This window comes from Nocardioides malaquae (genome assembly GCF_015070385.1).
GTDB classification, from domain to species: domain Bacteria; phylum Actinomycetota; class Actinomycetes; order Propionibacteriales; family Nocardioidaceae; genus Nocardioides; species Nocardioides malaquae.
The window spans coordinates 196,098-220,438 of the sequence record NZ_JADCSA010000004.1; the positions used below are offsets into that span (position 1 = coordinate 196,098).

Below are 24,341 nucleotides of genomic sequence, written 5' to 3' on the forward strand. Positions count from 1 at the left end.
GCATCGGTCAGTAGTACTCCCGGACGTAGCCGAGGGCCTTCTCGAAGACGTCGTTGTCGCGGATCTTGAACTGGACGTACAGCGTCTTCCTCAACGCCTGGCGCACCTCTTGGTCCCCGCGAATGGTGGACTGCCAGCCTTCGAACCGAACGCCCCGGACGACCTCGTCGATCCGGTCGACCACGTTGGACACGATGATGGGCGTCTCCTCGCCCTTCAGCGCTTCGAAGAGCTCGGTCAGCGCGGCCTTGCCCTGCTCCTCGCGAGGGGTCTCGTCCGCGGCCTTCTCGGCGGCGACGGTGTCGCGGGCGAGCTCGAGGAGCTCGCGCAGGAAGTCGAGGCTGGACTGTTGGATATCGGCGTATCGCTCCCGCAGATCGTTGAGGCGCTGTCCGAGTTCGATGAAGACCGGGTTGTTGAGGTGGCGCGCGATGCGAGCCGTGATCTGCTTCTCGATCTCGTCGATTGGCACGTCTTTGCGCTTGCCGGTCATCAGGTCCTCGATCGTCTGCGCATCCAGAACGATGGTGTCGGCACCCTGCGGGATCTCAACCTGGACATGCTCGTTGATCAGATCGATGGTCTTGGCTCCGAGTGCGTGCCAGACCAAGCGACCTGCGATATCAGAGGGACGAACGGACTCGTACACGTCGGTGATCCACCGGTAGTCGTCGCGGAATCCGGCCAGCATCGGGTCCGGGCTCAGCGCCTCCCAGAGCTGCGAGACCACGCTGTACGCCGCACCGAATGCGTCCTTCGTGACGTCGTCGGCGATCGCGGACTGTGCCTGGACAAGACCTTCGTAGCCGCCGACGGTGCGGTCGACGCCGGGGAAGAACGCGAGGGCCGTAGCCATCGCCGGGGCGAGCTGCTTCTTGAGCTCCTCGATGTTCGACACGACTTCCTGGACGGCGTGCTCGTCGAAGGCGAGCGACTTGGCGACGTCGTCGAAGATGCCGAGGTAGTCGACGATCAGGCCGTGCGTCTTGTCCGGCGGGTACACGCGGTTGGTGCGGGTGATTGCCTGGAGCAAGGTGTGCTCCTTGAGCGGCTTGTCAAGGTACTGGCAGTAGAGGATCGGCGCATCGAACCCGGTCAGGAGCTTTGCGGTGACGATGATGATCTTGAGCGGGTCGGCGGGGTCGTTGAAGCGAGCGACGACCTGCTCCAGCTCCTCGGCGCCGGGGGTCCATTTGGCCCAGTCTGGTGAGTCGCCACGGGACTTCGACATGACGATGGTCGATGCCTCGGGGCCGAGGTGCGCGTCGAGTTCGTTCTTGTAGGCGACACAGGAGGCCTTGTCGTAGGCGACGACCTGGGCTTTGAAGCCCTGCGGCTCGACCTTCGCCTGGAAGTGCGCCGCGATGTCGGCAGCGATCTTCGCGATGCGTGAAGGCGTCTTGATCAGAACCTCGATCGAGGCCGCCTTCTTCGACAGCGTGATCTTGTCGCTCTCGGAAAGGCCGCGGTCGCGAGCGAGTTCCTCGAATGCCGCGTCGATCGCCTCTTGGTCGATGTGGATCTCTGACAGGCGCGGTTCGAAGTGCAAGGGCAGGGTTGCGCCGTCGCGGATGGAGTCGTGGAAGGAGTACCGCGACAGGTAGCCGCCCTCGTCTTCGGGGGCACCGAACCACTTGAAGGTGTTGCGGTCGCGCCGGTTGATCGGGGTGCCGGTCAACCCGAAGAGGTAGGCGTTGGGCAGCGCCTCGCGCATCTTCTGCCCGTAGTCGCCCTCCTGGGAGCGGTGGGCCTCGTCGACCATCGCGATGATGTTCTGTCGAGCGTCGAGTACGCCGGGTGCTTCGCCGAACTTGTGGATCGTGGTGATGATGATCTTCCGGGCGCCCTGGCTGAGCAGCGTCTGGAGCTGCGCCCGGGAATCGGTGGACACCAAGCCTGGCGCGTCGGAGGCGTTGAAGGTGCCCGTGATCTGGGTGTCCAGATCGATGCGGTCGACCACGATCAGGATCGTCGGGTTGGTCAACTCGGCCATAGCACGCAGTTTGAGTGCAGTGAAGACCATCAGCAGCGACTTCCCCGATCCCTGGAAATGCCAGATCAGGCCCTGCTTGACCTTTCCGAGCAGCACCCGGTCGACGATCAGGTTGGTTGCCTGGAACTGCTGGAATCGCGCGATGATCTTGATCTTGCGGTGCTTCTTGTCGGTCGCGTAGAGGGTGAAGAAGCGAAGGAACTCGAGCACCGCACGCGGGGTCAGGACGCCCTCGACGGCCTCGCGGACCGCGGCGAGCCCGATCTTTGCTGGTGCGTCCTCGTCGGTCGGGTCCTCCCGCCAAGGTCCCCACAGCTCGACCGGCATGCCGATGGTGCCGTAGCGGAAGTCCTTGCCCTCAGTCGCGAAAGAGAACACGTTGGGCACGAAGAACTGCGGGACGCTCTGCTCGTAGTCGTCGTGGATCTGCGCGGCACCGTCGATCCAGGTGTACGCCGGTCGGATCGGCGTCTTCGCTTCGCCCACGACCAGCGGCAGGCCGTTGCACCACAGCACCAGGTCGAACCGCTTCTCCAGGCGACCCTGCTTGTAGGTCACCTCGGTCGAAACGATCCACTGGTTGGACGAGTCCTCGTCGAGGTTGTCGAAGTCGATCAGCCGGACCGTGGTGTGCTCTCCGTTCGGACCGAACGGCATCGACTTCTGCCCGGTCAGCCACGCCATGAATTCCTCGTTGGCGACCACCGGGTGAGGGCTGTTGCGAGCCGCGATCAGGACCGCGCGCAGGTTGTAGATGACCTCATCAGCCTTCGCTGGGTCCGCCTCGATCTCGGGGTTGAGGTTGATCAGCGCACTCTTGAGTACACCTTCCAGCAGCACCTCGTCGGTACGACGCGGCAGCTCGTTGCCCGGCACGAACTGGACGTCGATGGACTGCACCAGGTCACGGAGGAAGTCGCGCACGGAGTTCGCCTCGTTGAACTGCGCCATCAGTTGCCCCCGAAGACTTCCGCCAACACTGACGCACATGCTTCAGTCACGGCATCGCGCTCGGTGCGGAGACGATCGGTGAGCGACTCCAAACGCTGGCTCTTCTCGATCATTGACGATTGCTCGGAGTCGTCCAGTGCGGGCACCGAGATCGTCTGCAACGAGCGCTCATTGATTCCTGGCATCGTCGTTCCCGGCGCATTCCTCAGCAGCGTGGCCATGGCGGTCGGCGCCGAGAGCGCGAGCCGAAGGAACTCCGGACTCAGGCTGGCATCCTCGGAGAGACGAATGGAGATGCAGTCGGAGCTGATGATCCACCCAGCCTGTTCCGGTGTGATGATCGCCGAGCGACCAACGTCTCCCTTTCGCATCATCACGATGTCACCGGCGGCCACCTGCCACCGTTTCAGTTCCTCAGCGCGGATTGGCGGCAGCGTGCTCCTGGGATCGGCCGTCGCGCGACCCTCGCGAATGTGCGAGGGATGGATGACCGGGATGCCGCCCTCGATGAACTCCTTCGCGCTCAGCGTGCTTCCGAACGGTCCTGTCAGCAGCGTCAGTTCCTTCGCGGCGATCAGCTCACCGACGGTCCGATGCCGCGCCTTGTCGAGGCCTTTGATCGTCTCGTCCAGCCAGACTCGGTGCGCTGCGAGCGCAGCGTCTCGCGACTCCCACAGGGCACGCTTGTGGCGCTCCATGGCCCAGAGGAGATCAGCGATGCGCTTCTGCTCGTCGAGGGGCGGGAGGTCGAACTCGTACCGCTGGAATGGTCCCCAAAGCAGTCGGGGGTTCATCGAACCAGTGGCCTCAGCGGTGGCGTACGCGATGAAAGCGTCGGAAGCGAGGACGAAGGGGAGAAACTCTTGGAGCAGCCCCGTCTCAGGGATGGCATCGAGGACGTAGGTCTTGTCAGCTACGACTCCTGAGAAGTCGACAATGCCGCACTTGCGCAGGTAGGGGCGTGCGGAAACGAAGAGGACCTGTCTGGCCTCGAAGACGTAGCGGAATGTGGAACCCATCTGGCCGTCGCCTGCGTCGCCCCAGCGGTCGATGGTGATCGAATCGCCGTCGATGTGGCCGCCGGCGACGTACCTTTCGACGCCGACTTCGAAAGGGTCGACCTGCCTGCGGGAGCGGCGGATGACGTCGCCGAGGCGGACGCGCTTCCAGGCAGACTTGTCGAGGTTGAGGCTCACGCGGTGACCTCCACGCGCAACTGCGCGAGGACGGCCGTGACCGCTGAGTCGACGTCAGCAGAGGCCGCGCGCCAAGCGTCCACCGCGGCGATCGTGTCGGAGGCCGCGGTTCCGTCGCCGGCTACCGGAGTAGTCGCCTCGACTTTCACATAGGCAGGGATCGCGAGGCTGTGACTCTTCGCCGCGATCTGCTCAAGGCTCGCGACTGCAGCGAACCCCGGCTCGTCCGCGAATCGACGGTATGCGTCGAGCATCCGTTGCTGGTTCGCTTCGCTGAGGAACGACTGCACTCCGGACCGGTAGTACTCATTCTTCGCGTCAACGAAGAGCACCTTGCGCCGACGCTCCGCGGGTTTGTTGGCGTTCAGGACGAGGACGATGGCCTCCATACCCGAGTTGTAGAACAGGCCGTGCGCCAACCCGATGACGGCTTCAACGAGGTCCGACTCGACCATGGTGCGACGTACTGCCGCTTCCGCGACACGGTGCAGAACCCCGTGTGGAAGCAGAATCGCAGCCCGGCCAGTCTCGGGGTCGAGGCTCTTGGCGATGTGCTGAATAAAGGCGTAGTCGGCCGCACTCTGCGGCGGGACGCCCCAGACGCTTCGGCCATACCGGTCCTTAGCGAAGGCGGCGCGGTTCCATGTCTTGATCGAGTAGGGCGGGTTGGCGAGCACGACGTCAAACGTCTGGAGTCCAGCCTTCTCATCGAGGAACGCCGGCCGGCTCAGGGTGTCGCCGTGGGCGATGTGGCCGTCGGTGATGCCGTGGAGGAACAGGTTCATCCGCGCGATGGCGGAGGTCCCGTAGTTGATCTCCTGGCCGTAGAGCCGCAGGTTGCGCCACTCCTTGCCCTGCCGCTTGAGCTCCGCGGCGGTGGAGATGAGCATGCCGCCGGTGCCGCAAGTCGGGTCGTAGACGGACTCCCCGGGTTGGGGTTCGAGCATCATGGTCATCAGGTGGACGAGCGTGCGGTTGGTATAGAACTCCTGCGCGGTGTGGCCGGAGTCGTCGGCGAACTTCTTGATCAGGTACTCGTAGCCGTTGCCGAGCTCGTCCTCCGGCAGGTTCGCGATCGAGAGCGTCTTCGTGGAGAAGTGCTCGATCAGGTTGGACAGCGTTGAGTCGGGCAGCAGGTCCTTATTGCCCCAGTCGCCGTCACCGAAGACGCCCGGCAGGGTGTCCGGGTTGGCCTTCTCGATCGCCCGCATCGCGTGGAGGAGGTGGGTGCCGATGTTCTGGGTGACGCCGCGAATGTCATCCCAGTGGCAGCCGTCGGGGATCGCGAACCGATGGTTTTCCGGGAGGTCGGCGAGCTGCTCGTCGTCGTACACCTCCATCGCGGCCGCGTGCTCCTCGTCGTAGACGTCTGAGATCCGCTTCAGGAAGACGAGCGGGAAGATGTACTGCTTGTAGTCGCCGGCGTCGATGAGCCCGCGGAGCACTGTCGCGGCGCCCCAGAGATAGTTCTCAAGCTCCCGTTGGCTGATCCTGGACGTCACGCGGACAGACCCCACTTCGCCAGTTCTGCTTCGAGCGCTGCACGGGTCTCGGTCGCAGCGGCGTGGGCTGCTTCGAGATCGGCGAGCGCCTCGGCCAGCGTGAGCTTCTCGCCATCATCGGTCGGCGCGACGTAGAGGGGAATGTTCAGGTTGAAGTCGTTGGCTTCGATCTCGGACAGGTCGACCACGCGGGAGCGGCCCTCGGTGTCGGAGTAGAGCTCGTACGCGTCCAGGATCGCCTCGGCGTGCTCCGGCTCGAGGGTGTTCTGGTTTCGGCCGCGCTTGAACAGGTCCTCGGCGTTGATGAAGAGGACCTTGTTCTTCTCGTCCGGCTGTTTGACCACTCGAAGGATGAGGACACACGCGGCCAGTCCTGTGCCGTAGAAGAGGTTGGGCGCGAGCCCAATGACGGCGTCGACGGCATCGGACTCGAGGATGTGCCTGCGGATGCGAGCTTCGGCACCTTGCCGGAACAGGGCTCCCTGGGGCAGGACGACAGCGACACGTCCGGTCCTCGGGCGCGCGGAGGTGAGCATGTGCTGTACCCACGCCCAGTCGGCGTACCCCTTGGGCGGAACGCCCCCGAGCTGATTGCGGCCCCACTTGTCGGATCCCCACTCAGGCTCGCCCCAGTTCTTGAGTGAGAACGGCGGGTTCGCGACCACGCAGTCGAACTGGGCGAGGTGGTTGCCGGTATAGAAGGCGGGGTTGCGGAGCGTGTCTTCGCGCGCGATTTTGAAGTCCTCGACGCCGTGAAGCAGGAGGTTCATCCGGGCGATCGCAGAGGTTGCAAGCACCTTCTCCTGGCCGTAGAGCTTGCCCCATAGGGTCTTGGGGCTACCACCAGCCGCCTTCACGTGCTCGATAACCTCGATCAGCATGCCGCCAGTCCCGCAAGCAGGGTCGTAGACGGTCTCGCCTTCCTTCGGGTCGAGGATGTTGATCAGCAGGGCGACCACCGAACGAGGCGTGTAGTACTCGCCCGCCTTTTTGTTCGACTGATCGGCGAACCGCTTGATGAGGTACTCGTAGGCGTTGCCGAACACGTCCGGGGGAACCGCGGCGTTGGTCAGCGCCTTCGTCGAGAAGTGTTCGATGAGGTCGGCGAGCTTGTGGTCGGGGAGCTTGTCCTTGTTGGTCCAGCTCGCGTTGCCGAAGATCCCGTAGAGGGTGTCGGGATTGGCCTTCTCGATCTCCCGGAACGCGGTGTGCAGAGCAGTGCCGATGTTCTCCGCGTGACTGCGCACTTCCTCCCAGAGGCTGCTCGACGGGATCGCAAACCGGTGGTTCTCGGCGAACAGCGCGAATTCGTGATCCCCGCCCGACTCGTCGAGCGCCTGTGCGTACTCCTCCAGGTACACGTCGCTGATCCGCTTGAAGAACATCAGCGGGAAGATGTAGGCCTTGAAGTCGGCCTGGTCGATGCTCCCGCGGAGCAGGTCCGCGGCCGCCGCCAGGTACTGCTCGAGCTCGGAGAGGGTCAGCCGCTCGACGCCCTGGGGCATCAGAGCGAGCGCAGCCGCGCGCGCCTCGTCCTCGGTCATACGGCTCCTCATCGTCGCTGCAGAACTACGCAACGATCACCGTATCCACCATCGGTCAGACGCGCTGTCGAACCGGCGCCGCATGGCTACCGACGCTTCGTTCCAGCCTCATGGGGCGGAGTCGGAAGGTGCCACCAGGACAAGCGTCGCCGGATCGACGTCATCCCGAGCGCGCAAGGTCGGGAGGCTGGAGTCGTCCACCTGATCCGGGTCGAGCATCGACGCCGCGAGCATCTGCACCTTGGCCTGCTCGACCGCCGTCGCGACGGACTGCGCCGAGGCCAGCGCGGCATAGAAGGACCTCGCGAAAACGATGGCAGCAGTGTCATCGATCGTGTCGGACATGCCGATCACCAACGGGACGGTCTGCAGCAGATCGTCAGCGCCCTCGATGCTCTCGCATGCGTTAAGAACAACGAGCCGCGGTGGCTCGTCGGTCGCGCCAAGCAGCCGAGCCAGGAGCGAGAAGTCCACGTCGTGTCCGTCTGTGTCACCAGCCTCGTTCTCCATCCACACCCCGAGCGTGTCGGCGTGCCCCGAGAAGTGCACGACGTGCGGACGGTGGTCATTGAGTCCGTCCAAGAGATCGTTGAACGTCGCTGCAGGAGCGTGCTCAACGACCACGAGGTCGCGATACTTCGAGCTTCGCAGTCCCTGCTTAACCTGCCGAACCTCTTGGTCTACGCGCAGCCAGGTGCCTTGCTCAACAACAGAGCCGTCAGGGCTCGTCACCGATGTCTCGGTCGCATCCGGGTTGGAGGTGAGGTAGAGGACGCGGAGCGGCTCCGGCCGGGGTGGTGTGACCTCGACGTAGCGGACCTGCGCCGGTGGAGCGCTCGCCTGCGCCACCGCCCGAGCGTGGTTGATCTCCTCTCGACGGCGGCGGGTGTCATCGCGGCGCTGCGCACTCTCCGCGCTCCGCCGCTCCGACGCCTCAGCCGTTCGGAGCGACGTGGTCTTCGAAGCGATGCTCTTGTCGACCGTCGCGATGTCCTTCCGCGCCTTCGCAATCTTGTCCTCGGCGGCCGCCGCCTTCTTCTCCTCGCGCTCGGCTGCTGCAAGAGCCGTCCGTACTGTCGTGGCGCTCCTGGAGCGGCTGGCCTGCTCGCGCTTCTTCCGCGTCGCCTCGCGAGCAGTGGCCGCGACCTTCTCCTGCGCGGCGATCACCTTCGCGAAGCCAGCCTTCTTTGTCTCGAGGCCCGCGATCTCCCGGCGGAGCGTGTCGCTGCGTGCCATCGCTCAGTCCAATCTCTACTGAATCAGTGTTCTTGAGGCGAAAGTTCGATCGCCTCGTTTTGGCTGCATCTCGACAGACGTGGCCGTCAGTGGTGCGCCATGTCCACGAAGCGGGAGTAGTGGCCCTGGAAGGCGACGGTGATGTCCTTCGTCGCGCCGTTACGGTGCTTGGCGACGATCAGGTCGGCCTCGCCGGGGCGGGTCGACTCCTTCTCGTAGACGTCCTCGCGGTGCAGCAGGATCACCATGTCGGCGTCCTGCTCGATCGAGCCGGACTCACGAAGGTCGCTCATCATGGGGCGCTTGTCGCTGCGCTGTTCGGGACCACGGTTGAGCTGCGAGAGCGCGATGATCGGGACCTCGAGCTCCTTGGCGAGCAGCTTGATCTGGCGGGAGAACTCCGAGACCTCCAGCTGGCGGGACTCGACCTTCTTGCCCGAGCTCATCAGCTGCAGGTAGTCGATGACGACGAGGCGCAGGTCGTGCTTCTGCTTCAGGCGTCGGGCCTTGGCCCGGATCTCCATCATCGTCATGTTGGGTGAGTCGTCGATGTACATCGGCGCAGCCGAGACCTCGCCCATCTTGCGGGCCAGGCGCTCCCAGTCGTCCTCGGTCATCTGACCGGTGCGGATGTGGTTGAGCGCGACCTTCGCCTCGGCGGAGAGCAGACGCATCACGATCTCGGCGCGCGTCATCTCCAGGCTGAAGAAGACGCTGGTCATGTTGTTGTGGATGGAGGCGGCGCGGCAGAAGTCGAGGGCGAGCGTCGACTTACCCATCGCGGGTCGGGCCGCGACGATGATCATCTGACCGGAGTGCAGGCCGTTGGTGAGGTCGTCGAACTCGGCGAACCCGGTCGGCACGCCGTAGACGCCCTGCTCGCGGCTGCCGATCGCCTCGATCTCGTCGAGGACGTCGTTCATGATGTCGCTCAGCGGCACGTAGTCCTCGGCCGCGCGCTTCTCGGTGATCTTGTAGACCTCGGCCTGCGCCTGGTCGACGACGTCGTCGACCTGCCCCTCGCCGGCGTAGCCGAGCTGCACGATCTTGGTGCCGGCCTCGACCAGGCGGCGCAGCATCGCCTTCTCGCGCACGATCTCGGCGTAGTAGCCGGCGTTGGCCGCGATCGGCACGTTGGCCGCGAGGGTGTGCAGGTAGGGGGCGCCGCCGACCTTCGCCAGCTCACCGCGCCGCTGCAGCTCCGCAGCGACGGTGACCGGGTCGGCGGGCTCGCTGCGGCCGTAGAGGTCGATGATCGCGTCGTGGATCAGCTCGTGGGCGGGGCGGTAGAAGTCCATGCCGCGCAGGACCTCGGAGACGTCGGCGATCGCGTCCTTGCTGAGCAGCATCGACCCGAGCACGGACTGCTCCGCGGCGTTGTCCTGCGGCGGGGTCCGGTCGTTGGGGCCACGGGGCGCCTCGCCGGGCTCGTATGCCGCGGGGCCGTCACCCCAGTTGTCGAAGGGCTCGCCGGGGTTGAGCAGGTGCTGCTCGGTGATGCTCACAAGGCCTCCGGTGATGCTGCTGACGGACGTGGCGCGGGGCGTCCGCACCGTCCCGCCGGGGCACGGCCGCGGATGTCGAACCGCACCGTCCACGCTAGGCAGAGCCACCGACAACTTGCTCGACGGACTCGTGGGACGCGTGCGAACGTACGCGCTCTGGAGGGCCCGCTGCCACCACCTTGTCCACAGGCACTGTGGATAACTTGTGGCTTGCGCCTGCCTCATCCCCAAGCAACGTCCCACATCTGTGGGCCGCCCTGTGCACAACTATGGGAACCCGGCGGGTAACCACGCTCTGACCTGCGAAAACACCATCCTCACCCTGTGGACAGAAAACTCTTTCCCGACGTGTTCTCGGCATCCGAACAGCGACGGCAAAATGTCGACATGACGCCCTGTCGAGGAAACCATCGAGTGATATCCCAAGACTCTCCACAGGGGCTGGGGACTGCTTGTACCTAACTTTTCCGGGCCTGACCTGCGGTTTTGTCTGAGGACACCTGTGATGCAGCCCACATCCACCGTCGACCTAGACTCGTGGCCCGTGCACCCCACCGACCGGCAGATCATGAAGCTCGCCGTGCCGGCCTTCTTCGCCCTGGTGGCTGAACCGCTCTTCCTGCTCGCCGACACCGCCATCGTCGGTCGCCTCGGCACCACCGAGCTGGCCGGCGTCGGCATCGCGGCCGTGGTGATGCAGACCGCGGTGGGGCTCTGCGTCTTCCTCGCCTACGGCACTACGGCCGGCGTGGCTCGCCACCTCGGCGCCGGGGACTCCCGACGCGCGCTCACCCTGGGCGCCGACGGCATCTGGTTGGCCATTGGCCTGGGGGTCCTCACCACCGTCGTGCTGCTCGCCGCGACCGACCCGCTGGTCGCCGCCTTCGGGGTCAGCGACGCGGTGGGCGGCTTCGCCCGCGACTACCTGGTCGTCGCCCTGCTCGGCATCACCCCGCTGCTGGTGATGCTCGCCGCCACCGGCGTACTGCGCGGGCTGCAGGACACGCGTACGCCGCTGTGGGTCGCCCTCGGCGGCAACGCCGTCAACGTGCTGCTCAACCTGCTGCTCGTCTTCGGCCTCGGTCCGGTGCCTGCCCTGGGCGTCGCCGGCGCCGCGCTCGGCTCGGTCATCGCCCAGGTGCTCAGCGCGGTGGCGCTGGTCTGGGTGGTGGTGCGGGCCGCCCGCCGCGAGGGCGCCAGCCTGACCCCCGACCGCGCGGGCATCCTCGCCGCCGGGCGCGCCAGCGTCGCCCTCGTCGTGCGTACGCTCGCCCTGCGCGCCGCACTCGTCATCGGCGCGTGGGCGGTGGCGAGCAGCGGGGACGCCGACGGCACCGCCGTCGCGGCGCACCAGGTCGCCTTCAGCGTGTGGACCTTCCTCGTCTTCGCCCTCGACGCCGTGGCGATCGCGGCGCAGACCCTGACCGGCCACGCCCTCGGCTCCGGCGACCGGCAGGGCACGCGTGTGCTGACCCGGAGGATGATCCGTTGGGGATGGGGCAGCGGGGTGGTCGCCGGCCTGGCGCTGGCGGCGGCGAGCCCCCTGCTCGGCCCGCTCTTCACCCCCGATCCGGGGGTCCACGAGCTGCTGGTGCCGATCCTGCTGGTGGCAGCGCTCGGCCAGCCTCTCGCGGGGGTCGTCTTCGTGCTCGACGGAGTGCTCATCGGCGCCGGCGACGGCACCTACCTGGCCTGGGCCGGCATCGCGGTGCTGCTGGTCTACGCGCCCGCGGTGCTGGCCGTGCCCCACGTGGTCGACGGCACCGGCAGCCTGCTGTGGATCTGGGTGCTCTTCAGCGGGCTCTTCCTGGGCACCCGGTGCGTGGTGCTCCTGCACCGCGCCCGCGGCGACCGCTGGATGGTGATGGGGTCGGCCTGAGGCAGCACCTCAGCCGACGTCGGGCACCGGGCGGTCGCGCGCCTCCTCGTCGGTGCGGGCGACCCCGTTCTCCTCGATGTCCTCGAGGAGCCACTTCATCTCCGCGATCTCCGTGCGCTGCGCCTCGATGATCTCGTCCGCGAGCTTGCGGACCCGGACGTCCTCGATGTCGGACCGCTCGCTCGTCAGGATCGCGATCGAGTGGTGCGGGATCATCCCGCCCATGTAGGCCTCGTCCTGCACCAGCGTCTGCGACCGCGAGAGCCAGAGCGCCGTGCCGCCGACCACGAGCGCGAGCGCGATGATGGCGATGTTGACGGTGCGGTTGCGATACATCATCGACCACATGAAGCCGAGCATGACCAGCGCCATGGCCGACCCCATCAGCAGTGCCATGTAGAGGCGCTCCTCGCTGAAGGTGACGTGGGACCACGCGTAGGCGTTGGTGTAGGTGAGCAGGAACATCACCACCGTCGAGGTCGCGATCATCGCTCCGAACGTCAGGTACATCCGTCGTTCGTGCATCCCGGACGACGTGTCCCGGGACGTCTGGTCGTGCTCGTGTCCACGTTCCATGGCAGGTCACTCCTCTCGTTGACCACGCCGGTCCCTGACGGTCGCCCAGCCGTGGTCACTCGGACATGTCCATCGACTCGCCTGCCCGCTCCGGCCCCGCGCAAACCCGCGCGGGTTTGCGCCCGGGTGGGGAGGGCACCACCTCCGGGTGACCCCACCGGTGCAGGACACGACGCCGGGAGGACCGTCGGACCTCGCTGCGGGCGGCGTCGAGATCCTCCCCGAGAGCTTCCTGCGCGAGGTCGTCGACACCATGGTGCGCCTGGTGGAGGCCGCGGGCGCCGTGGTGATCTTCGTCGGCGCCCTGGTCGCGATGGTCGGATTCGTCCGGGCGCTGCCGCGCCGGGACCCTGACGCCTTCGTGCCCGTACGCCTCACCTTGGGCCGCTTCCTGGCGCTGGGGCTGGAGTTCCAGCTGGCCAGCGACGTGCTGCGCACCGCGATCGCGCCCAGCTTCGAGGCGCTCGGCAAACTGGCTGCCGTCGCCGCGATCCGGACCGCCCTCAACTACTTCCTCAGCCGCGAGATCCAGCAGGAGCAGCGCACCATGGCCGCGCGTCCGACGGACTCGGAGTCCCGAGACGCGCTGGGCGGCCCCGGCTCGTGAGCCCGGACGTGACAGGGACGTGAGATGGACGAGGTGATCGGCAGCGGCGCGACCTTGGTCGCCGGCTGCGCGGTGGCGCTGGGTGTGCTCGTCGTCGCTCTCGGCCTCCCGCCCCGCGCGGGACTGCACGTCTTCCTCGACCTGCTCCTCGCGGCCGGCCTGCTGGCGCTGGCGGTGGCGGACACGTGGGCGGCGATCGCGACCGCGGCCACCGTGGTCGCGGTGCGCAAGGTGGTCGCGTGGCGTCTCCAGGCCGGATCCTCCGCCCTGCCGCCCTGGATCGGGACACGCCGAAAAGCGAGACAAATTGTGCAATGAAGTCGGTGACGACGGATCATGACGGTGCCCACCCCCAGGCACCCTCGGAAGGAACCTTCGTGATCACGAAGAAGACCTCACTGGTCGCGGCCTCGCCGTGACCGGAGCACTCCTCACTCCCACCACCTCCGCGTCGGCCGAGCCGTTGCCCGCGCCGGTCGTGCTCCAGGACCGGCTCAACGACACCGAGTGGGTCGGCAAGAAGCTGCAGAAGGTCGTGGCCGTGAAGCGCAACCGCACCTTCACCGTCGCGCTCAACCGGCGCCTCGCTCCCGGCACCCGTATCCTCCGGGTCGTCTTCGTGCCCGCGAAGGACTCGGTGAGCAAGCCTGCGAAGCGTCAGCGCGTCCACGTGGTCAAGCGCTGAGGCACTCGCCTCGAGGCTCGGGTCGACTGGACGTCCCGGATCCGCCGTCCAGGGTGGGTCCGCTAGTCCGGGACGTCATCACGGACGTACGCCCCGACGACCGCTCACGATGACGTCCCCGGGGAGCCAACCTCGGACGTCATCACGGACGTACGCCCCAGCCACCGCTCACGATGACGTCCCGGCCCGCTGGGGTCAGGGCGGCGCACGGAAACGACGGAGCCCGCCCACCCCGAGGGGTGGACGGGCTCCGTGAGCAGACGCGTACGTCAGGCCTGGACCACGTTGAGCGTGGCCTGGGCGGTCACGTCGTCGTGCAGCTTGACCGACACCGCGTGGGCGCCGAGCGACTTGATGGGGTTGCCGAGCACGACGGTGCGCTTGTCGATCGACTCACCGGCAGCCTCCGAGAGGGCGTCGGCGATGTCGGCAGCGGTGACGGCGCCGAAGAGACGACCACCCTCACCGGCACGCACCTTGAGCGCCACCTGGGCGCCCTCGAGCTTGCCCTTGATCTCCTCGGCGTGGGCCTGGTCGCGCACGGCGCGAGCCTTGCGTGCCGCCTTGATCGACTCCACGGTCTTCTCGCCACCGCGGGTCCAGCGGATGCCCTCGCCACGCGGGATGAGGTAGTTGCGGCCGTAGCCGTCCTTCACCTCGACGATGTCACCGGGGCCACCGAGGCCGGCCACTTCCTGGGTCAGGATGAGCTTCATGTTCCTGGCTCCCTTCAGCGTCCGGTCGAGGTGTACGGCAGGAGGGCGACCTCGCGGGCGTTCTTGACCGCCATGGCCACGTCACGCTGGTGCTGGACGCAGTTGCCGGTCACGCGACGCGCACGGATCTTGCCGCGGTCGGAGATGAACTTGCGGAGGAGGGTGGTGTCCTTGTAGTCGACACCGGTCGCCTTCTCCTTGCAGAACTGGCAAACCTTCTTCTTGGGCTTGCGAATCACTGCCTTGGCCATTGTGGTGCTTCCTTTCTAGAAGCCCGGCCGTGCGGCCGGAATGGTTGAGGTGTATTCGGATGGGTTGACGGATCCACCGTCAGGGAGGTGCGAGGGGTCAGAACGGGGGCTCGTCGGAGCCCACGCCCGGGGCGCCCCACGGGTCCGGCTGTCCGCCGCCGCCCTGGGGGGCGCCGTAGCCACCACCCTGGGGCTGCTGCGGGGCCGGGGTGCCCCACGGGTCGTCAGCCTGCTGGCCGCCGCCGAAGCCGCCGCCCGCCTGCTGACCGCCGCCACCGCCGAAGCCGCCACGGTTGCCGCCGCCTCCGCCGAAGCCACCGCCCCCACCGCCGGAAGCACGCGTCACCTTGGCGGTGGCGTACTTCAGCGAGGGGCCGATCTCCTCGACCTCGAGCTCGACGACCGTGCGCTTCTCACCCTCACGGGTCTCGTACTGGCGCTGCTTGAGCCGTCCCTGCACCACGACCCGCATGCCCTTCTGGAGCGACTCGGCAACGTTCTCCGCTGCCTGGCGCCAGATCGAGCAGGAGAGGAACAGCGCGTCGCCGTCCTTCCACTCGTTGGTCTGCCGGTCGAAGGTCCGCGGCGTGGACGCGATCCGGAAGTTGGCCACGGGTGCCCCCGAGGGGGTGAAACGCAGCTCCGGGTCGTCGACCAGGTTGCCGACCACGGTGATGACGGTCTCGCCTGCCATGACAAGGTCTCCCTTGGGTTAGATCCATCTGGTGGTGTTGCGGTTGGTTCCGCCACTGGCTTGCCGGACACATCGTTGCCGATGCGGCCGACATTTATGAAGGGTCGTGCACAGGCAATCAGCGATTGCCGGGCTTGATGACCTTCGTGCGCAGGATGGACTCGTTGAGCGTCAGCTGGCGGTCGAACTCCTTGACGGTGGCCGGCTCGGCCTGCAGGGAGATGACGACGTAGATCGCCTCGGCGTTCTTCTTGATCTCGTAGGCGAGACGACGACGTCCCCAGACGTCGACCTTGTCGACGCTGCCGCCATCCTTGCGGATGACGTTGAGGTACTTGTCGAGCGAAGGCTCGATCGTGCGCTCTTCGAGACTGGGGTCGAGGATGACCATCACTTCATAGGCACGCAAAGCGGTCTCCACCTCCTCTGGACTCAGGCGGCCGCGGACTTTCCGCGGCAGGAGGGCTTGCGTTCACGCTCAGGTCCACTGGACGGCCCGGGCGCGGTCCGCCGGGTGGACTCCCATGGAGGAGGCACACGACGAACTGGAGAAGGCTACCAGCGGCCAGGACCGGACGAGGAATCGCTGGCTCCTCCTAGGCTGGGTCCATGAGCCCCCTCCCGATCGGTGCCCACGTCTCCGCCGACGACCCCGTCGCCCACGCCCGCGCCCGCGGCATGTCGCTGGTCCAGATCTTCCTGGGTGACCCGCAGAGCTACAAGGGGCCGGTCGTCCTCCATCCCGGCGGCGCCGAGGGTCTGCGAGCCGAGGCCGAGGAGGCGGGTGTCGACCTCTACGTCCACGCGCCCTACGTGATCAACGTGGCCACGACCAACAACCGGATCCGCATCCCGAGCCGCAAGCTGCTGCAGAAGCACGTCGACGCCGCCGCCGAGATCGGCGCGAAGGGCCTAGTCGTGCACGGGGGCCACGTCAACAAGGACGACGACCCGCTCGACGGCGTCGACAACTGGCGCAAGGCCGTCGAGGCGACCGACCTCAAGGTGCCTCTGCTCATCGAGAACACGGCGGGCGGCGGCAACGCTATGGCACGCCACCTGGAGCGCATCGCGGTGGTGTGGGAGGCGATCGCGACGGCCGCGGGCGCCGACCAGGTGGGTTTCTGCCTGGACACCTGCCACGCTCACGCGGGTGGCAACGCCCTCGAGACGGTGGTGGAGAAGACCCTCGCCATCACCGGGCGCATCGACCTGGTGCACTGCAACGACAGTCGCGACGCCTTCGACTCCGGAGCCGACCGCCACGCCAACCTGGGTGTCGGAGAGATCGACCCCGACCTCCTGGCCTCGGTCATCCGGCAGGCCGGTGCGCCGGTCGTGCTGGAGACCCCGGGCGACGCCGCGGAGCACATTGCCGACGCGGCCTGGCTGACCGCTCGCCTCTGAGAACCTCAGCACGCCGATCGGGAGCGGTCCGTTCCACGTGGAACGAGAACTTCCCGACGAATCCCGCGGTTTCGCGTCACGACACCGGAGTCCGTCCGTCCCACAGGTGTACACCTCGGGTCGAGGAGTGGCGGACCTGTCCCCCTGGGGAGGACAGGTCCGCCTACCCGTGGCTCCCGGTAGCCTCGAGGCCGTGTCTCCACACTCCTCCCCGTCCTCGCTCGCCTCGCCCCTGACCCTGCGCACGGTCACCGCCGCCGAACACCTCGCGTACGTCCGCAGCCAGCCGTCGGCGTCCTTCCTCCAGGTGCCGGCGTGGGGCCCGGTCAAGGCGGAGTGGAGGCACGAGTCGCTGGGGTGGTTCCGTCGCACGGACGCGGGCGAGGAGATGGTGGGCGCCGCGCTGGTGCTCTACCGGCAGCTGCCGAAGGTGAAGCGCTACCTCGCCTACCTGCCCGAGGGCCCGATCCTCGACTGGGCCTCGCTGGCCGACCCGGAAGTGCGGCTCGCTGACTGGCTCGGCCCGCTCCGCAGTCATCTGAAGCAGAAGGGCGCCTTCGGCATCCGCATCGGCCCGCCGGTCGTGACCCGCCGCTGGTCGGCGGCCCAGATCAAGGAGGGCATCGCCGACCCGGACGTGCAGCGTCTCGACGACATGGCGCCGCTGGAGCGCACCGTCACGGGCGCCGCCGTGGTCTCGCAGCTGCACGAGCTCGGCTGGCAGCCCCAGGCCGCCGAGGGCGGGTTCGCCGCCGGCCAACCGCAGTACAACTTCCACGTGCCGCTGACCGTGGACGGCCGGGCCAAGACCGAGGACGAGGTCCTCAAGTCGATGAACCAGCTGTGGCGCCGCAACATCAAGAAGGCCGCCAAGGAGGGCGTCGAGGTCACTCGCGGCACGCGCGCCGACCTGACCGCCTTCCACGCGCTCTACGTGCACACCGCCGAGCGCGACCACTTCACGCCGCGACCCCTGTCGTACTTCGAGACCATGTGGGACTCCCTCACCCCCGAGGAGGACGACCGCTTCGTGCTCCACCTCGCCCGCCACGAGGGCGACCTGGTCGCCGCCACGATCTCGATCCGCGTCGGCCAGCACGCCTGGTATTCCTACGGCGCCTCCTCCACCGAGAAGCGGGAGGTCCGCGGCTCCAACGCGGTGCAGTGGCAGATGATCCGCGAGGCCCTCGCCGCCGGCGCGACCGTCTACGACATGCGCGGCATCACCGACACCCTCGACGCCGACGACCCGCACGTCGGCCTGATCCAGTTCAAGGTGGGCACGGGCGGCGAGGCCGTGGAGTACGTCGGCGAGTGGGACCTCCCGATCAACCGGGCGATCTACGCCGCGTTCCAGCTCTACATGAAGAGGCGTTGAGATGACCCTGACCCTCCACGTCGACGGACCGCGCTGGCGCGAGCACCTGCTCGCCGTCGCCGAACGCACCCCGGGGCTCGTCCCGGTCGCCAAGGGCAACGGCTACGGCTTCGGCAAGGCGCGTCTGGCCAGGCGTACGCAGTGGCTCGCCGAGCGCGGCGCGGCCGCCGGCCACACCTGGGGCGACGTCCTCGCGGTCGGTACGTACGACGAGCTCGCCGAGGTCGCCTCCCGCTGCGACGCGAGCCTGCTCGTGCTCACCCCGTGGCGTCCGTTCGGCGCTGCCCTCGACGTGATGGCCGCGGACCCGGCCCTGGCCAAGCGCGTCATCCACACCGTGAGCCGCGCCGAGGACCTGCCCGCGCTGCTGGAGCGCCAGCCCGACGCACGCTACGTGCTCGAGCTCGCCACCTCGATGCTGCGCCACGGCATGACCGGACGTGAGCTGCGCCGGCTCGGTGGCCTCGCATCGCGCGGCACCCTGGAGGGCGTGGCCCTGCACCTGCCGCTGGCCCAGGGCTCCCACCTCAGCCAGGTGCAGCGACTCATCACCGACACCGTCGCCGCCGGCCTGCCGACCCGCACCCTGTGGGTCAGCCACCTCACCCGCGACGAGCTGGACCGGCTGCGCGCCTCCTACTCCGACTTCACCTTCCGGCCGCGCGTCGGCACCGACCTGTGGCTCGGCGACCGCGGCGCGCTGCGGGTGAGCGCCCAGGTGCTCGACGTGCACCCCGTCGAACGCGGCGACGTCTTCGGCTACCGCTCGCGCACCGCGCCCAAGAACGGCCACATCCTCGTCGTCTCCGGCGGCACCGCCCACGGCATCGGCCTCGAGGCCCCGACCGGTGAACAGTCCCTCAAGGCGCGCGCCGCGACCCTGGCCCGCGGCGGCCTCGACGCGGTCGGCTTCGTGCGCTCGCCCTACTCGATCGGCGGCAAGCAGCGGCTCTTCGCCGAGCCCCCGCACATGCAGGCCTCGATGCTCTTCCTGCCCCACGGCTCGCAGGTGCCGGCCGTCGGCGACGAGGTGGACGTACGCGTGCGGTTCACCGCGACGACGTTCGACCGGGTCGAGGTCTCCTGACCCTCGTCAGGCACCCCGTTCGACGAGCTCCGCCCCGTCGAGGATCTTGAGCCAGCCGCGACAACCGAGCTCAGGACCGGCATCCATGACGCCGTGCCCATCATTCGCCCGCCGCACCGACCAGGAGCAGCAGTACGCCTGCCGTGAGGCCCAACGGTACGGCGAGCGGAGCACCGGAACCCGGCCGCCGGGCGACACCTCCGATGAGAAGGCTGACCGCGCTGGCCATCCACATGGACCACCGAGGGTCGAGCCACATCGACGACACAGCCGTCACCAGCAGCACCGCCACGAACGGGGCGGTCAGGCGTACGCGTTCCTCGGAAGGGCGCCACGACCGCGTGCTGCGGTCCCTGCCCGGGTCCTCGGTGACCAGGCCGATCATCAGGACGCCGATCACCACCACGAGCACGAGGTACCACCAGGTGGGAACACCCAGCGCGACCTCCCGTGCCGCGATGGCCAGCACGAAGCCGACCTCGCCTCCGCGGAAACGTTCGAGCCTCGTCACCGGGCGTCCCTCCGGAGGCACCAGAGGAGTGCTCCGCCCAGCGTCAGGACACCGAGGCAGACGAGGAAGATCGAGGATCGCCCCTCCCACGCTGCAGCCGCCGCGGTCCAGCCCAACCCGGCAGCCACGACGGCGGTGAAGACGTGCTCGGAGGGGGAGGACGCCCGAGACGTGCTGCTGACCGGTCTATGCAGCCCGATCCAGGAGATCAGCACCGCCGCCGTCCCGATCCACACCACACCGAGCCAGGACGTGTATCGGTCGAGGTCGGGGTCACGCCCCATGAACCACAGGGCCAGGGCCCACATCTCCATGGGCCCGACGATCAGGTCCCGACGGACTTCCGACCCGGACGCAGATCTCTCGCGCAGATCACCCGGCACGGCTCGCTCCCTTCGCGAAGAGGGCGGGGCGGCTGGCCGTCCCCCGACGCCGTCCTGCCGACGCACACACTCCCACCATCAGCGGCCCCGCGAGAGCGGATCAGCGGAACAGGAGCAGCACGACAGCACCGATCCACAGGGCGAGGCCCAAGCCGGCGTAGACCAGTCCGGCCCGACGGCTCGTACGCGTGCCGGCTTGCCGCTCCACCCGGGCGTACGCCGTGCAGCACACGGCCAGGGATGCCAGCGCGAGCGGGGGCGACCACCGGGGATGGCCCAGGAACCAGGCGGCGACGAGGCCGGCGGCTCCCAGCAGAGCCAGGACGGACGTCCAGCCCAGGCGCCGGCGGTTCGCCGTGCGTACCTCGGTCATCGACCCTCCTCCGAGGGCAGCTCCACCTCGGTCAGCGCACGCCACGCACGCCACTTGCCGACGTCGGAGAAGAACCACCAACCCGATGAGAGGGGTGCTGCCGCAGCGCCCAGCAGCCCCCGCCACGCGTCGTCCTCAGTCACGGCGAAGGCAATCCCACACACGAGTCCCGCCAGCAGAAGGAACACGCCGAACAGCCGGCCCGGCCTGCACCACCACGCCAGATCCGCCGCGAGGCCCACCGTCGCCTGACGCCCGTCCACCATGCCGACAACGGTCTCAGCATCAACGCGTCCCCCGCAGCGAATCACGCAATCTGCGGCTCGCCGCCGCGCTCCTCGGTCTCCCCGTTCGACGGTGGGAAGTCATCGGGGCGCGGCGATGTTGGCCCAGACGTGAAGCTCTCCCTCCTCGACCGCTCCCGGACCCGGGTGGGGCACAGCGACGGGGCTTCGCTGACCCACACCGTGGAGCGAGCGGTCGACGCCGAGGACCTCGGCTACCACCGTTTCTGGGTGGCGGAGCACCACGGCATCCCGGGCATCGCCTCCGGGTCGCCCGCGGTGCTGCTCGCCGCGATCGGCGGGCGTACGCAGCACATCCAGCTCGGTTCGGGCGGCGTGATGCTGCCCCAGCACCAGCCATTCGTCGTCGCCGAGCAGTTCCTGATGCTGGCTGGGCTCTTCCCCGGTCGGGTCGACCTCGGTGTCGGTCGCTCGCTCGGCTTCACCGAGCCGGTCCGACGAGCACTGCGGCGGTCGGCCGAGGCACCGGACACCTTCGCCGAGGACATCGCCGAGCTGCGCGCCTTCTTGGAGCGGAGCGCTCCCGTCACCGCCCGTCCGGCTGTTGATGACGCGGTGCCGCTCTTCGTGCTGGCGACAGGCAAGGGGCTCACGGTCGCGGCCGAGCTCGGCCTCCCGGTGGTGGTGGGTGGGCCCGTCCTGGACGACCCGTCGCTACCGCAGGTGCTGGCCGGCTACCGCAAGGCGTTCCAGCCCCACCGGGACAGTCGCCCCCGCGTCACGGTCTCCCTCGACGTCCTCATCGCCGACACGAATGCCGAGGCCAGAGACCTAGCACTGCCCGAGGTCTGGGCGATGGCGCAGTCCCGCCGCACTGGCTTCTTCGGACCCCTGGAACCCGTGAGCGCGATCCGCGAGCAGCTCCGCCACGACCGGCAGCGCGACCGGATCGAGGCGGCGCTCGACCGGGTCACCGCGGGTGACGCGCAGACCGTACGCCGTCGGCTCGAGCAGCTCGCCGAGCGCAGCGGCGCCGACGAGCTGCTCGTGTCGGGGTCGACGTACGACCGGGATGCGCTGGCTGCCTCGGACGCCGCGGTGGCTGGGCTGCACAACTGACTGCGGTGGGTGCTTCACCGCGTGCACTACGGTCGTCCGTCTCCCTCCCCGCCCAGCTCCACCGCGACGAGCGCACGCCACGCACGCCTCCACGTGTCATCCATCAACGGATCGTCCAGACGCACAACCTTGGTGCTCTGCACGTTCGCTGGCTCGAGGTCGACCCAGTAGAACTCCAACCACCGCAGCAGCTCCGGGTCACTCCCATCCTGCTCGAGCCTGGTGCGCAGCGCCCGCATCCGGTCCGGCACGCGTTCGACACGGACGTGGTGCTCGTCGCGCGGCCACAGCTGGTCATCGACCGGCACCTCGGCCGACAGCCCCATCCCCAGCAGGTCTGCCTGGCTGAAGTCGTTGCCGATGATCACGTTGCGCGGAGCACCGGGCTCGTCCTCCCTGCCCCACAACGACAGGCTGTCGACCGTGCCGACGAAACGGTTGCGCAACAGATCGACGGCGAAGAAGTGAGCGTTCCACCGGCACGAGTCGAACGTGCAGTCCTCGAACCTCGCCCTGCGGACATACACATCCCTGAGGTCGCAGCGCGTGAAGACGCAACGCGAGAACCGAGACGCAGCGCCCGGATCAGGCAGAGGGCTCCCCAGATACCAGTCGAGCTTGCAGTCGACGAACTCGCAGTCCACGAAGTCGCAGTCCCGGAAGGACAACCAGTCCGGCCCATCCTTGATCCGCTCGAAGCGCACGCCCTCCAGCCGGCGTCCGTCAAACCGCCACTGCACACCATCGCGCGGAGGCTTGTGCACCAGAGTCCCGGGAGGCAGGTCGGGTGCCTCGACGAACATGCTGGACTTCTCTCGACTCACGGCTCAGAAGAACCAGCCAGGCCAACGGTAGGTCACCCCCATCGCGTCGACGTACTGCTTCCTCTGATCAGGCGAACGCACCCGAGAATGAGACCGACCGCGAGAGCAGCCCACCCGAACGTCACGACCCACTCGCTGCGCACTGCCGCGACCGTGCCCTTGATGATCGCGATGGCGACCAAGGCCAGGACCACCTTGACGCTCACGCCCGTCAGGTCGGCCCCTCGACTCCCGCTCGCGCCACGGGGTCCCGCGCCGAGGTCCGTCAGCACCATGACAAGTGCAAGCACCAGCATCGCCACGGTCACGGCCAACGCCAACGGCAGCGGCCACCGCTGGTAGGTCTCCGCGATCATCATCGATGTCGTGAGCACGAGCCCGGCGACGACGAGACGTTCAGGAGCCGCGGGCGCCTGTCTCCTATTTCGCATGGCAGGCTCCACCAGGACGTATTGACATCGCATAGTCGACGAACGCGACCAACGCTGTGCCCGCCTGCGCATAGCGCGCGGCTTTGAGTGCCAATCCGTTCGCGAAGTGGACCGTCGAGAACTGCGCTGCGACGAACCCCGCGCCTGTCACCAGTGTGGTGAACACTGAATAGAGACAACCGATGGTGACCTGACCATGAGTTGCGATGTCTTGGAACAGTCGCATCACGCCTGTGATCACCACAATGTTCGTCGTGCCGATGGCAGCGAGCGCGGCCGCGTCGTAGGAGCGACTCGCGCCCCCTTCCGCCAAGGGCGCGTAGCTGACCGCCATCTCCCCCGTGGGGTCGACGTACGAGTAAGGCTGGTTGCCCACGTACGTGTAGAGGTTCATCGCATCCACCGGGTCCTCAGACGCGAACCGACCCACACCGGCGTCGTACCAGCGGGCCCGGGCGAAGTGCATGCCCGCGTCTGCGTCCCACGCGTGACCTGTGTAGCCGTAGACGTCACCCAGACCCACCGGACCCGTGCCGGCCGGCTGGCCGAACACCGAGTACGCCGACGTGGACGCCAGCCCACCGGGAGCATCCAGCGTCCCCGTCACCGACCCGAGACCGTCCAGCATGCTGTACACCGTCTCACCATCAGCGGTCGACTGCAGCGGATCACCCGAAGGAGTGGTCACGAAGGTCGACACCAGCACCCGCATCCCGGCAGCGTCGTAGCGGTAGCGCACCGTGGCACCCGACGGCTTCACCAGCTCGACCAGCCGGTGCTCGGAGTCCCACACGTGTCGGGTCGTCGCGCCTGTGGCCCGCACCTTCTTCGACGTCAGGTTGCCCTCGCCGTCGTAGGTGTAGTCGTGCTTCGCGTCACGGACCAGGCGGTTCGCGGCGTCGTAGACCATCGACGTGACCGGATTGTCCCCGTCCGACGTCCGGTTGCCCAGTTTGTCGTAGGTGAACGACTCGTCCGCCACCTCGGAACCCTCGGGGTGATCCGCACCCGTCAGGTTGCCGGCAGCGTCGTAGGAGAACTCGTGCGTGCCGGAGTCGTCGGTCATCGACGTACGCCGCCCACCCGCGGGCGACGTGACGTTGACACGGGTGTGAAGCTCTCCCTCCTCGACCGCTCCCGGACCCGGGTGGGGCACAGCGACGGGGCTTCGCTGACCCACACCGTGGAGCGAGCGGTCGACGCCGAGGACCTCGGCTACCACCGTTTCTGGGTGGCGGAGCACCACGG

The 24,341-nt window shown here is 67.8% G+C and carries 26 protein-coding genes; 8 read left to right on the forward strand and 18 right to left on the reverse strand.

The window, feature by feature from the left end; all coding sequences use genetic code 11:
- Positions 1–7 precede the first annotated feature (7 nt).
- The 6 genes from IEQ44_RS05930 to dnaB form a co-directional block, all read right to left on the reverse strand.
- Positions 8–2,944, reverse strand: coding sequence for a type I restriction endonuclease subunit R (locus IEQ44_RS05930; RefSeq protein ID WP_193637511.1), 2,937 nt, complete (start codon positions 2,942–2,944; stop codon positions 8–10).
- Positions 2,944–4,140 (reverse strand): restriction endonuclease subunit S, encoded by a 1,197-nt coding sequence (locus IEQ44_RS05935; RefSeq protein WP_193637512.1) that lies wholly within the window; start codon positions 4,138–4,140, stop codon positions 2,944–2,946. Before IEQ44_RS05935 ends, IEQ44_RS05930 begins: the two co-directional genes overlap by 1 nt.
- Positions 4,137–5,642: a type I restriction-modification system subunit M gene (locus IEQ44_RS05940; RefSeq protein WP_193637513.1), complete on the reverse strand. Its 1,506-nt coding sequence runs from the start codon at positions 5,640–5,642 to the stop codon at positions 4,137–4,139. Before IEQ44_RS05940 ends, IEQ44_RS05935 begins: the two co-directional genes overlap by 4 nt.
- On the reverse strand, positions 5,639–7,186 hold the full coding sequence (locus IEQ44_RS05945) for a type I restriction-modification system subunit M (protein WP_193637514.1): 1,548 nt from the start codon (positions 7,184–7,186) through the stop codon (positions 5,639–5,641). Before IEQ44_RS05945 ends, IEQ44_RS05940 begins: the two co-directional genes overlap by 4 nt.
- Before the next feature lie 108 nt (positions 7,187–7,294).
- Positions 7,295–8,422: a CHAT domain-containing protein gene (locus tag IEQ44_RS05950; RefSeq protein WP_193637515.1), complete on the reverse strand. Its 1,128-nt coding sequence runs from the start codon at positions 8,420–8,422 to the stop codon at positions 7,295–7,297.
- Positions 8,423–8,508: 86 nt separating this feature from the next.
- Positions 8,509–9,906, reverse strand: coding sequence for a replicative DNA helicase (gene dnaB / locus IEQ44_RS05955; protein ID WP_227487022.1), 1,398 nt, complete (start codon positions 9,904–9,906; stop codon positions 8,509–8,511).
- A gap of 526 nt (positions 9,907–10,432) precedes the next feature.
- On the opposite strand from dnaB, the gene IEQ44_RS05960 reads away from it, so the two are divergent.
- Positions 10,433–11,806, forward strand: coding sequence for an MATE family efflux transporter (locus IEQ44_RS05960; RefSeq protein WP_193637516.1), 1,374 nt, complete (start codon positions 10,433–10,435; stop codon positions 11,804–11,806).
- Between the two features lie 9 nt (positions 11,807–11,815).
- Here IEQ44_RS05960 and IEQ44_RS05965 read toward each other — a convergent pair whose 3' ends face one another.
- Positions 11,816–12,382, reverse strand: coding sequence for a DUF305 domain-containing protein (locus tag IEQ44_RS05965; RefSeq protein ID WP_227486984.1), 567 nt, complete (start codon positions 12,380–12,382; stop codon positions 11,816–11,818).
- 148 nt (positions 12,383–12,530) lie between these two features.
- Here IEQ44_RS05965 and IEQ44_RS05970 point away from each other — a divergent pair, with 148 nt between their 5' ends.
- The 3 genes from IEQ44_RS05970 to IEQ44_RS05980 all read left to right on the forward strand — a co-directional run bounded on the left by IEQ44_RS05970 (position 12,531) and on the right by IEQ44_RS05980 (position 13,674).
- Entirely contained in the window at positions 12,531–12,989 is a 459-nt protein-coding gene (locus IEQ44_RS05970) for a DUF1622 domain-containing protein (RefSeq protein ID WP_319804518.1), read from the forward strand.
- A 24-nt stretch (positions 12,990–13,013) separates the two neighbouring features.
- Entirely contained in the window at positions 13,014–13,307 is a 294-nt protein-coding gene (locus IEQ44_RS05975; protein ID WP_193637518.1) for a hypothetical protein, read from the forward strand.
- A gap of 97 nt (positions 13,308–13,404) precedes the next feature.
- Positions 13,405–13,674, forward strand: coding sequence for a hypothetical protein (locus IEQ44_RS05980; RefSeq protein WP_193637519.1), 270 nt, complete (start codon positions 13,405–13,407; stop codon positions 13,672–13,674).
- Positions 13,675–13,943: 269 nt separating this feature from the next.
- On the opposite strand, the gene rplI is transcribed toward IEQ44_RS05980, so the two are convergent.
- The 4 genes from rplI to rpsF form a co-directional block, all read right to left on the reverse strand.
- Positions 13,944–14,390, reverse strand: coding sequence for a 50S ribosomal protein L9 (rplI, locus tag IEQ44_RS05985; protein WP_193637520.1), 447 nt, complete (start codon positions 14,388–14,390; stop codon positions 13,944–13,946).
- Positions 14,391–14,404: 14 nt separating this feature from the next.
- Positions 14,405–14,641 (reverse strand): 30S ribosomal protein S18, encoded by a 237-nt coding sequence (gene rpsR / locus IEQ44_RS05990; RefSeq protein WP_101525917.1) that lies wholly within the window; start codon positions 14,639–14,641, stop codon positions 14,405–14,407.
- Between the two features lie 97 nt (positions 14,642–14,738).
- Complete coding sequence (locus IEQ44_RS05995) at positions 14,739–15,335, reverse strand: single-stranded DNA-binding protein (protein ID WP_193637522.1); 597 nt, start codon at positions 15,333–15,335, stop codon at positions 14,739–14,741.
- A 118-nt stretch (positions 15,336–15,453) separates the two neighbouring features.
- Positions 15,454–15,744: a 30S ribosomal protein S6 gene (gene rpsF / locus IEQ44_RS06000; protein ID WP_193637577.1), complete on the reverse strand. Its 291-nt coding sequence runs from the start codon at positions 15,742–15,744 to the stop codon at positions 15,454–15,456.
- 200 nt (positions 15,745–15,944) lie between these two features.
- On the opposite strand from rpsF, the gene IEQ44_RS06005 reads away from it, so the two are divergent.
- From IEQ44_RS06005 to IEQ44_RS06015, 3 genes are all read left to right on the forward strand, one after another.
- Positions 15,945–16,742, forward strand: coding sequence for a deoxyribonuclease IV (locus IEQ44_RS06005; protein ID WP_193637523.1), 798 nt, complete (start codon positions 15,945–15,947; stop codon positions 16,740–16,742).
- 193 nt (positions 16,743–16,935) lie between these two features.
- On the forward strand, positions 16,936–18,120 hold the full coding sequence (locus IEQ44_RS06010; RefSeq protein WP_319804519.1) for a lipid II:glycine glycyltransferase FemX: 1,185 nt from the start codon (positions 16,936–16,938) through the stop codon (positions 18,118–18,120).
- A gap of 1 nt (position 18,121) precedes the next feature.
- Positions 18,122–19,207 carry an alanine racemase gene (locus tag IEQ44_RS06015; protein WP_193637524.1) on the forward strand — a complete coding sequence of 362 codons (1,086 nt, stop codon included), beginning with the start codon at positions 18,122–18,124 and terminating at the stop codon, positions 19,205–19,207.
- Between the two features lie 100 nt (positions 19,208–19,307).
- On the opposite strand, the gene IEQ44_RS06020 is transcribed toward IEQ44_RS06015, so the two are convergent.
- The 4 genes from IEQ44_RS06020 to IEQ44_RS06035 all read right to left on the reverse strand — a co-directional run bounded on the left by IEQ44_RS06020 (position 19,308) and on the right by IEQ44_RS06035 (position 20,617).
- Positions 19,308–19,718: a hypothetical protein gene (locus IEQ44_RS06020; protein WP_193637526.1), complete on the reverse strand. Its 411-nt coding sequence runs from the start codon at positions 19,716–19,718 to the stop codon at positions 19,308–19,310.
- Positions 19,715–20,101: a hypothetical protein gene (locus IEQ44_RS06025; RefSeq protein ID WP_193637528.1), complete on the reverse strand. Its 387-nt coding sequence runs from the start codon at positions 20,099–20,101 to the stop codon at positions 19,715–19,717. The genes IEQ44_RS06020 and IEQ44_RS06025 overlap by 4 nt, the downstream gene beginning before the upstream one ends.
- A 100-nt stretch (positions 20,102–20,201) precedes the next feature.
- The gene (locus IEQ44_RS06030; RefSeq protein ID WP_193637529.1) at positions 20,202–20,474 is read right to left on the reverse strand and encodes a hypothetical protein; all 273 of its coding nucleotides are present in this window, start codon (positions 20,472–20,474) and stop codon (positions 20,202–20,204) included.
- Entirely contained in the window at positions 20,471–20,617 is a 147-nt protein-coding gene (locus tag IEQ44_RS06035; RefSeq protein ID WP_193637530.1) for a hypothetical protein, read from the reverse strand. Before IEQ44_RS06035 ends, IEQ44_RS06030 begins: the two co-directional genes overlap by 4 nt.
- 252 nt (positions 20,618–20,869) lie before the next feature.
- Here IEQ44_RS06035 and IEQ44_RS06040 point away from each other — a divergent pair, with 252 nt between their 5' ends.
- A complete protein-coding gene (locus tag IEQ44_RS06040; RefSeq protein ID WP_193637531.1) occupies positions 20,870–21,838 on the forward strand; it encodes an MsnO8 family LLM class oxidoreductase in 969 nt (322 codons plus the stop codon).
- Between the two features lie 26 nt (positions 21,839–21,864).
- Here IEQ44_RS06040 and IEQ44_RS06045 read toward each other — a convergent pair whose 3' ends face one another.
- The 3 genes from IEQ44_RS06045 to IEQ44_RS06055 are packed head-to-tail and all read right to left on the reverse strand — an operon-like array spanning position 21,865 to position 24,249.
- A complete protein-coding gene (locus IEQ44_RS06045; RefSeq protein WP_193637532.1) occupies positions 21,865–22,662 on the reverse strand; it encodes a pentapeptide repeat-containing protein in 798 nt (265 codons plus the stop codon).
- Between the two features lie 32 nt (positions 22,663–22,694).
- On the reverse strand, positions 22,695–23,093 hold the full coding sequence (locus IEQ44_RS06050) for a hypothetical protein (RefSeq protein ID WP_193637533.1): 399 nt from the start codon (positions 23,091–23,093) through the stop codon (positions 22,695–22,697).
- On the reverse strand, positions 23,083–24,249 hold the full coding sequence (locus IEQ44_RS06055) for an RHS repeat domain-containing protein (RefSeq protein ID WP_319804520.1): 1,167 nt from the start codon (positions 24,247–24,249) through the stop codon (positions 23,083–23,085). Before IEQ44_RS06055 ends, IEQ44_RS06050 begins: the two co-directional genes overlap by 11 nt.
- Positions 24,250–24,341 lie beyond the last annotated feature (92 nt).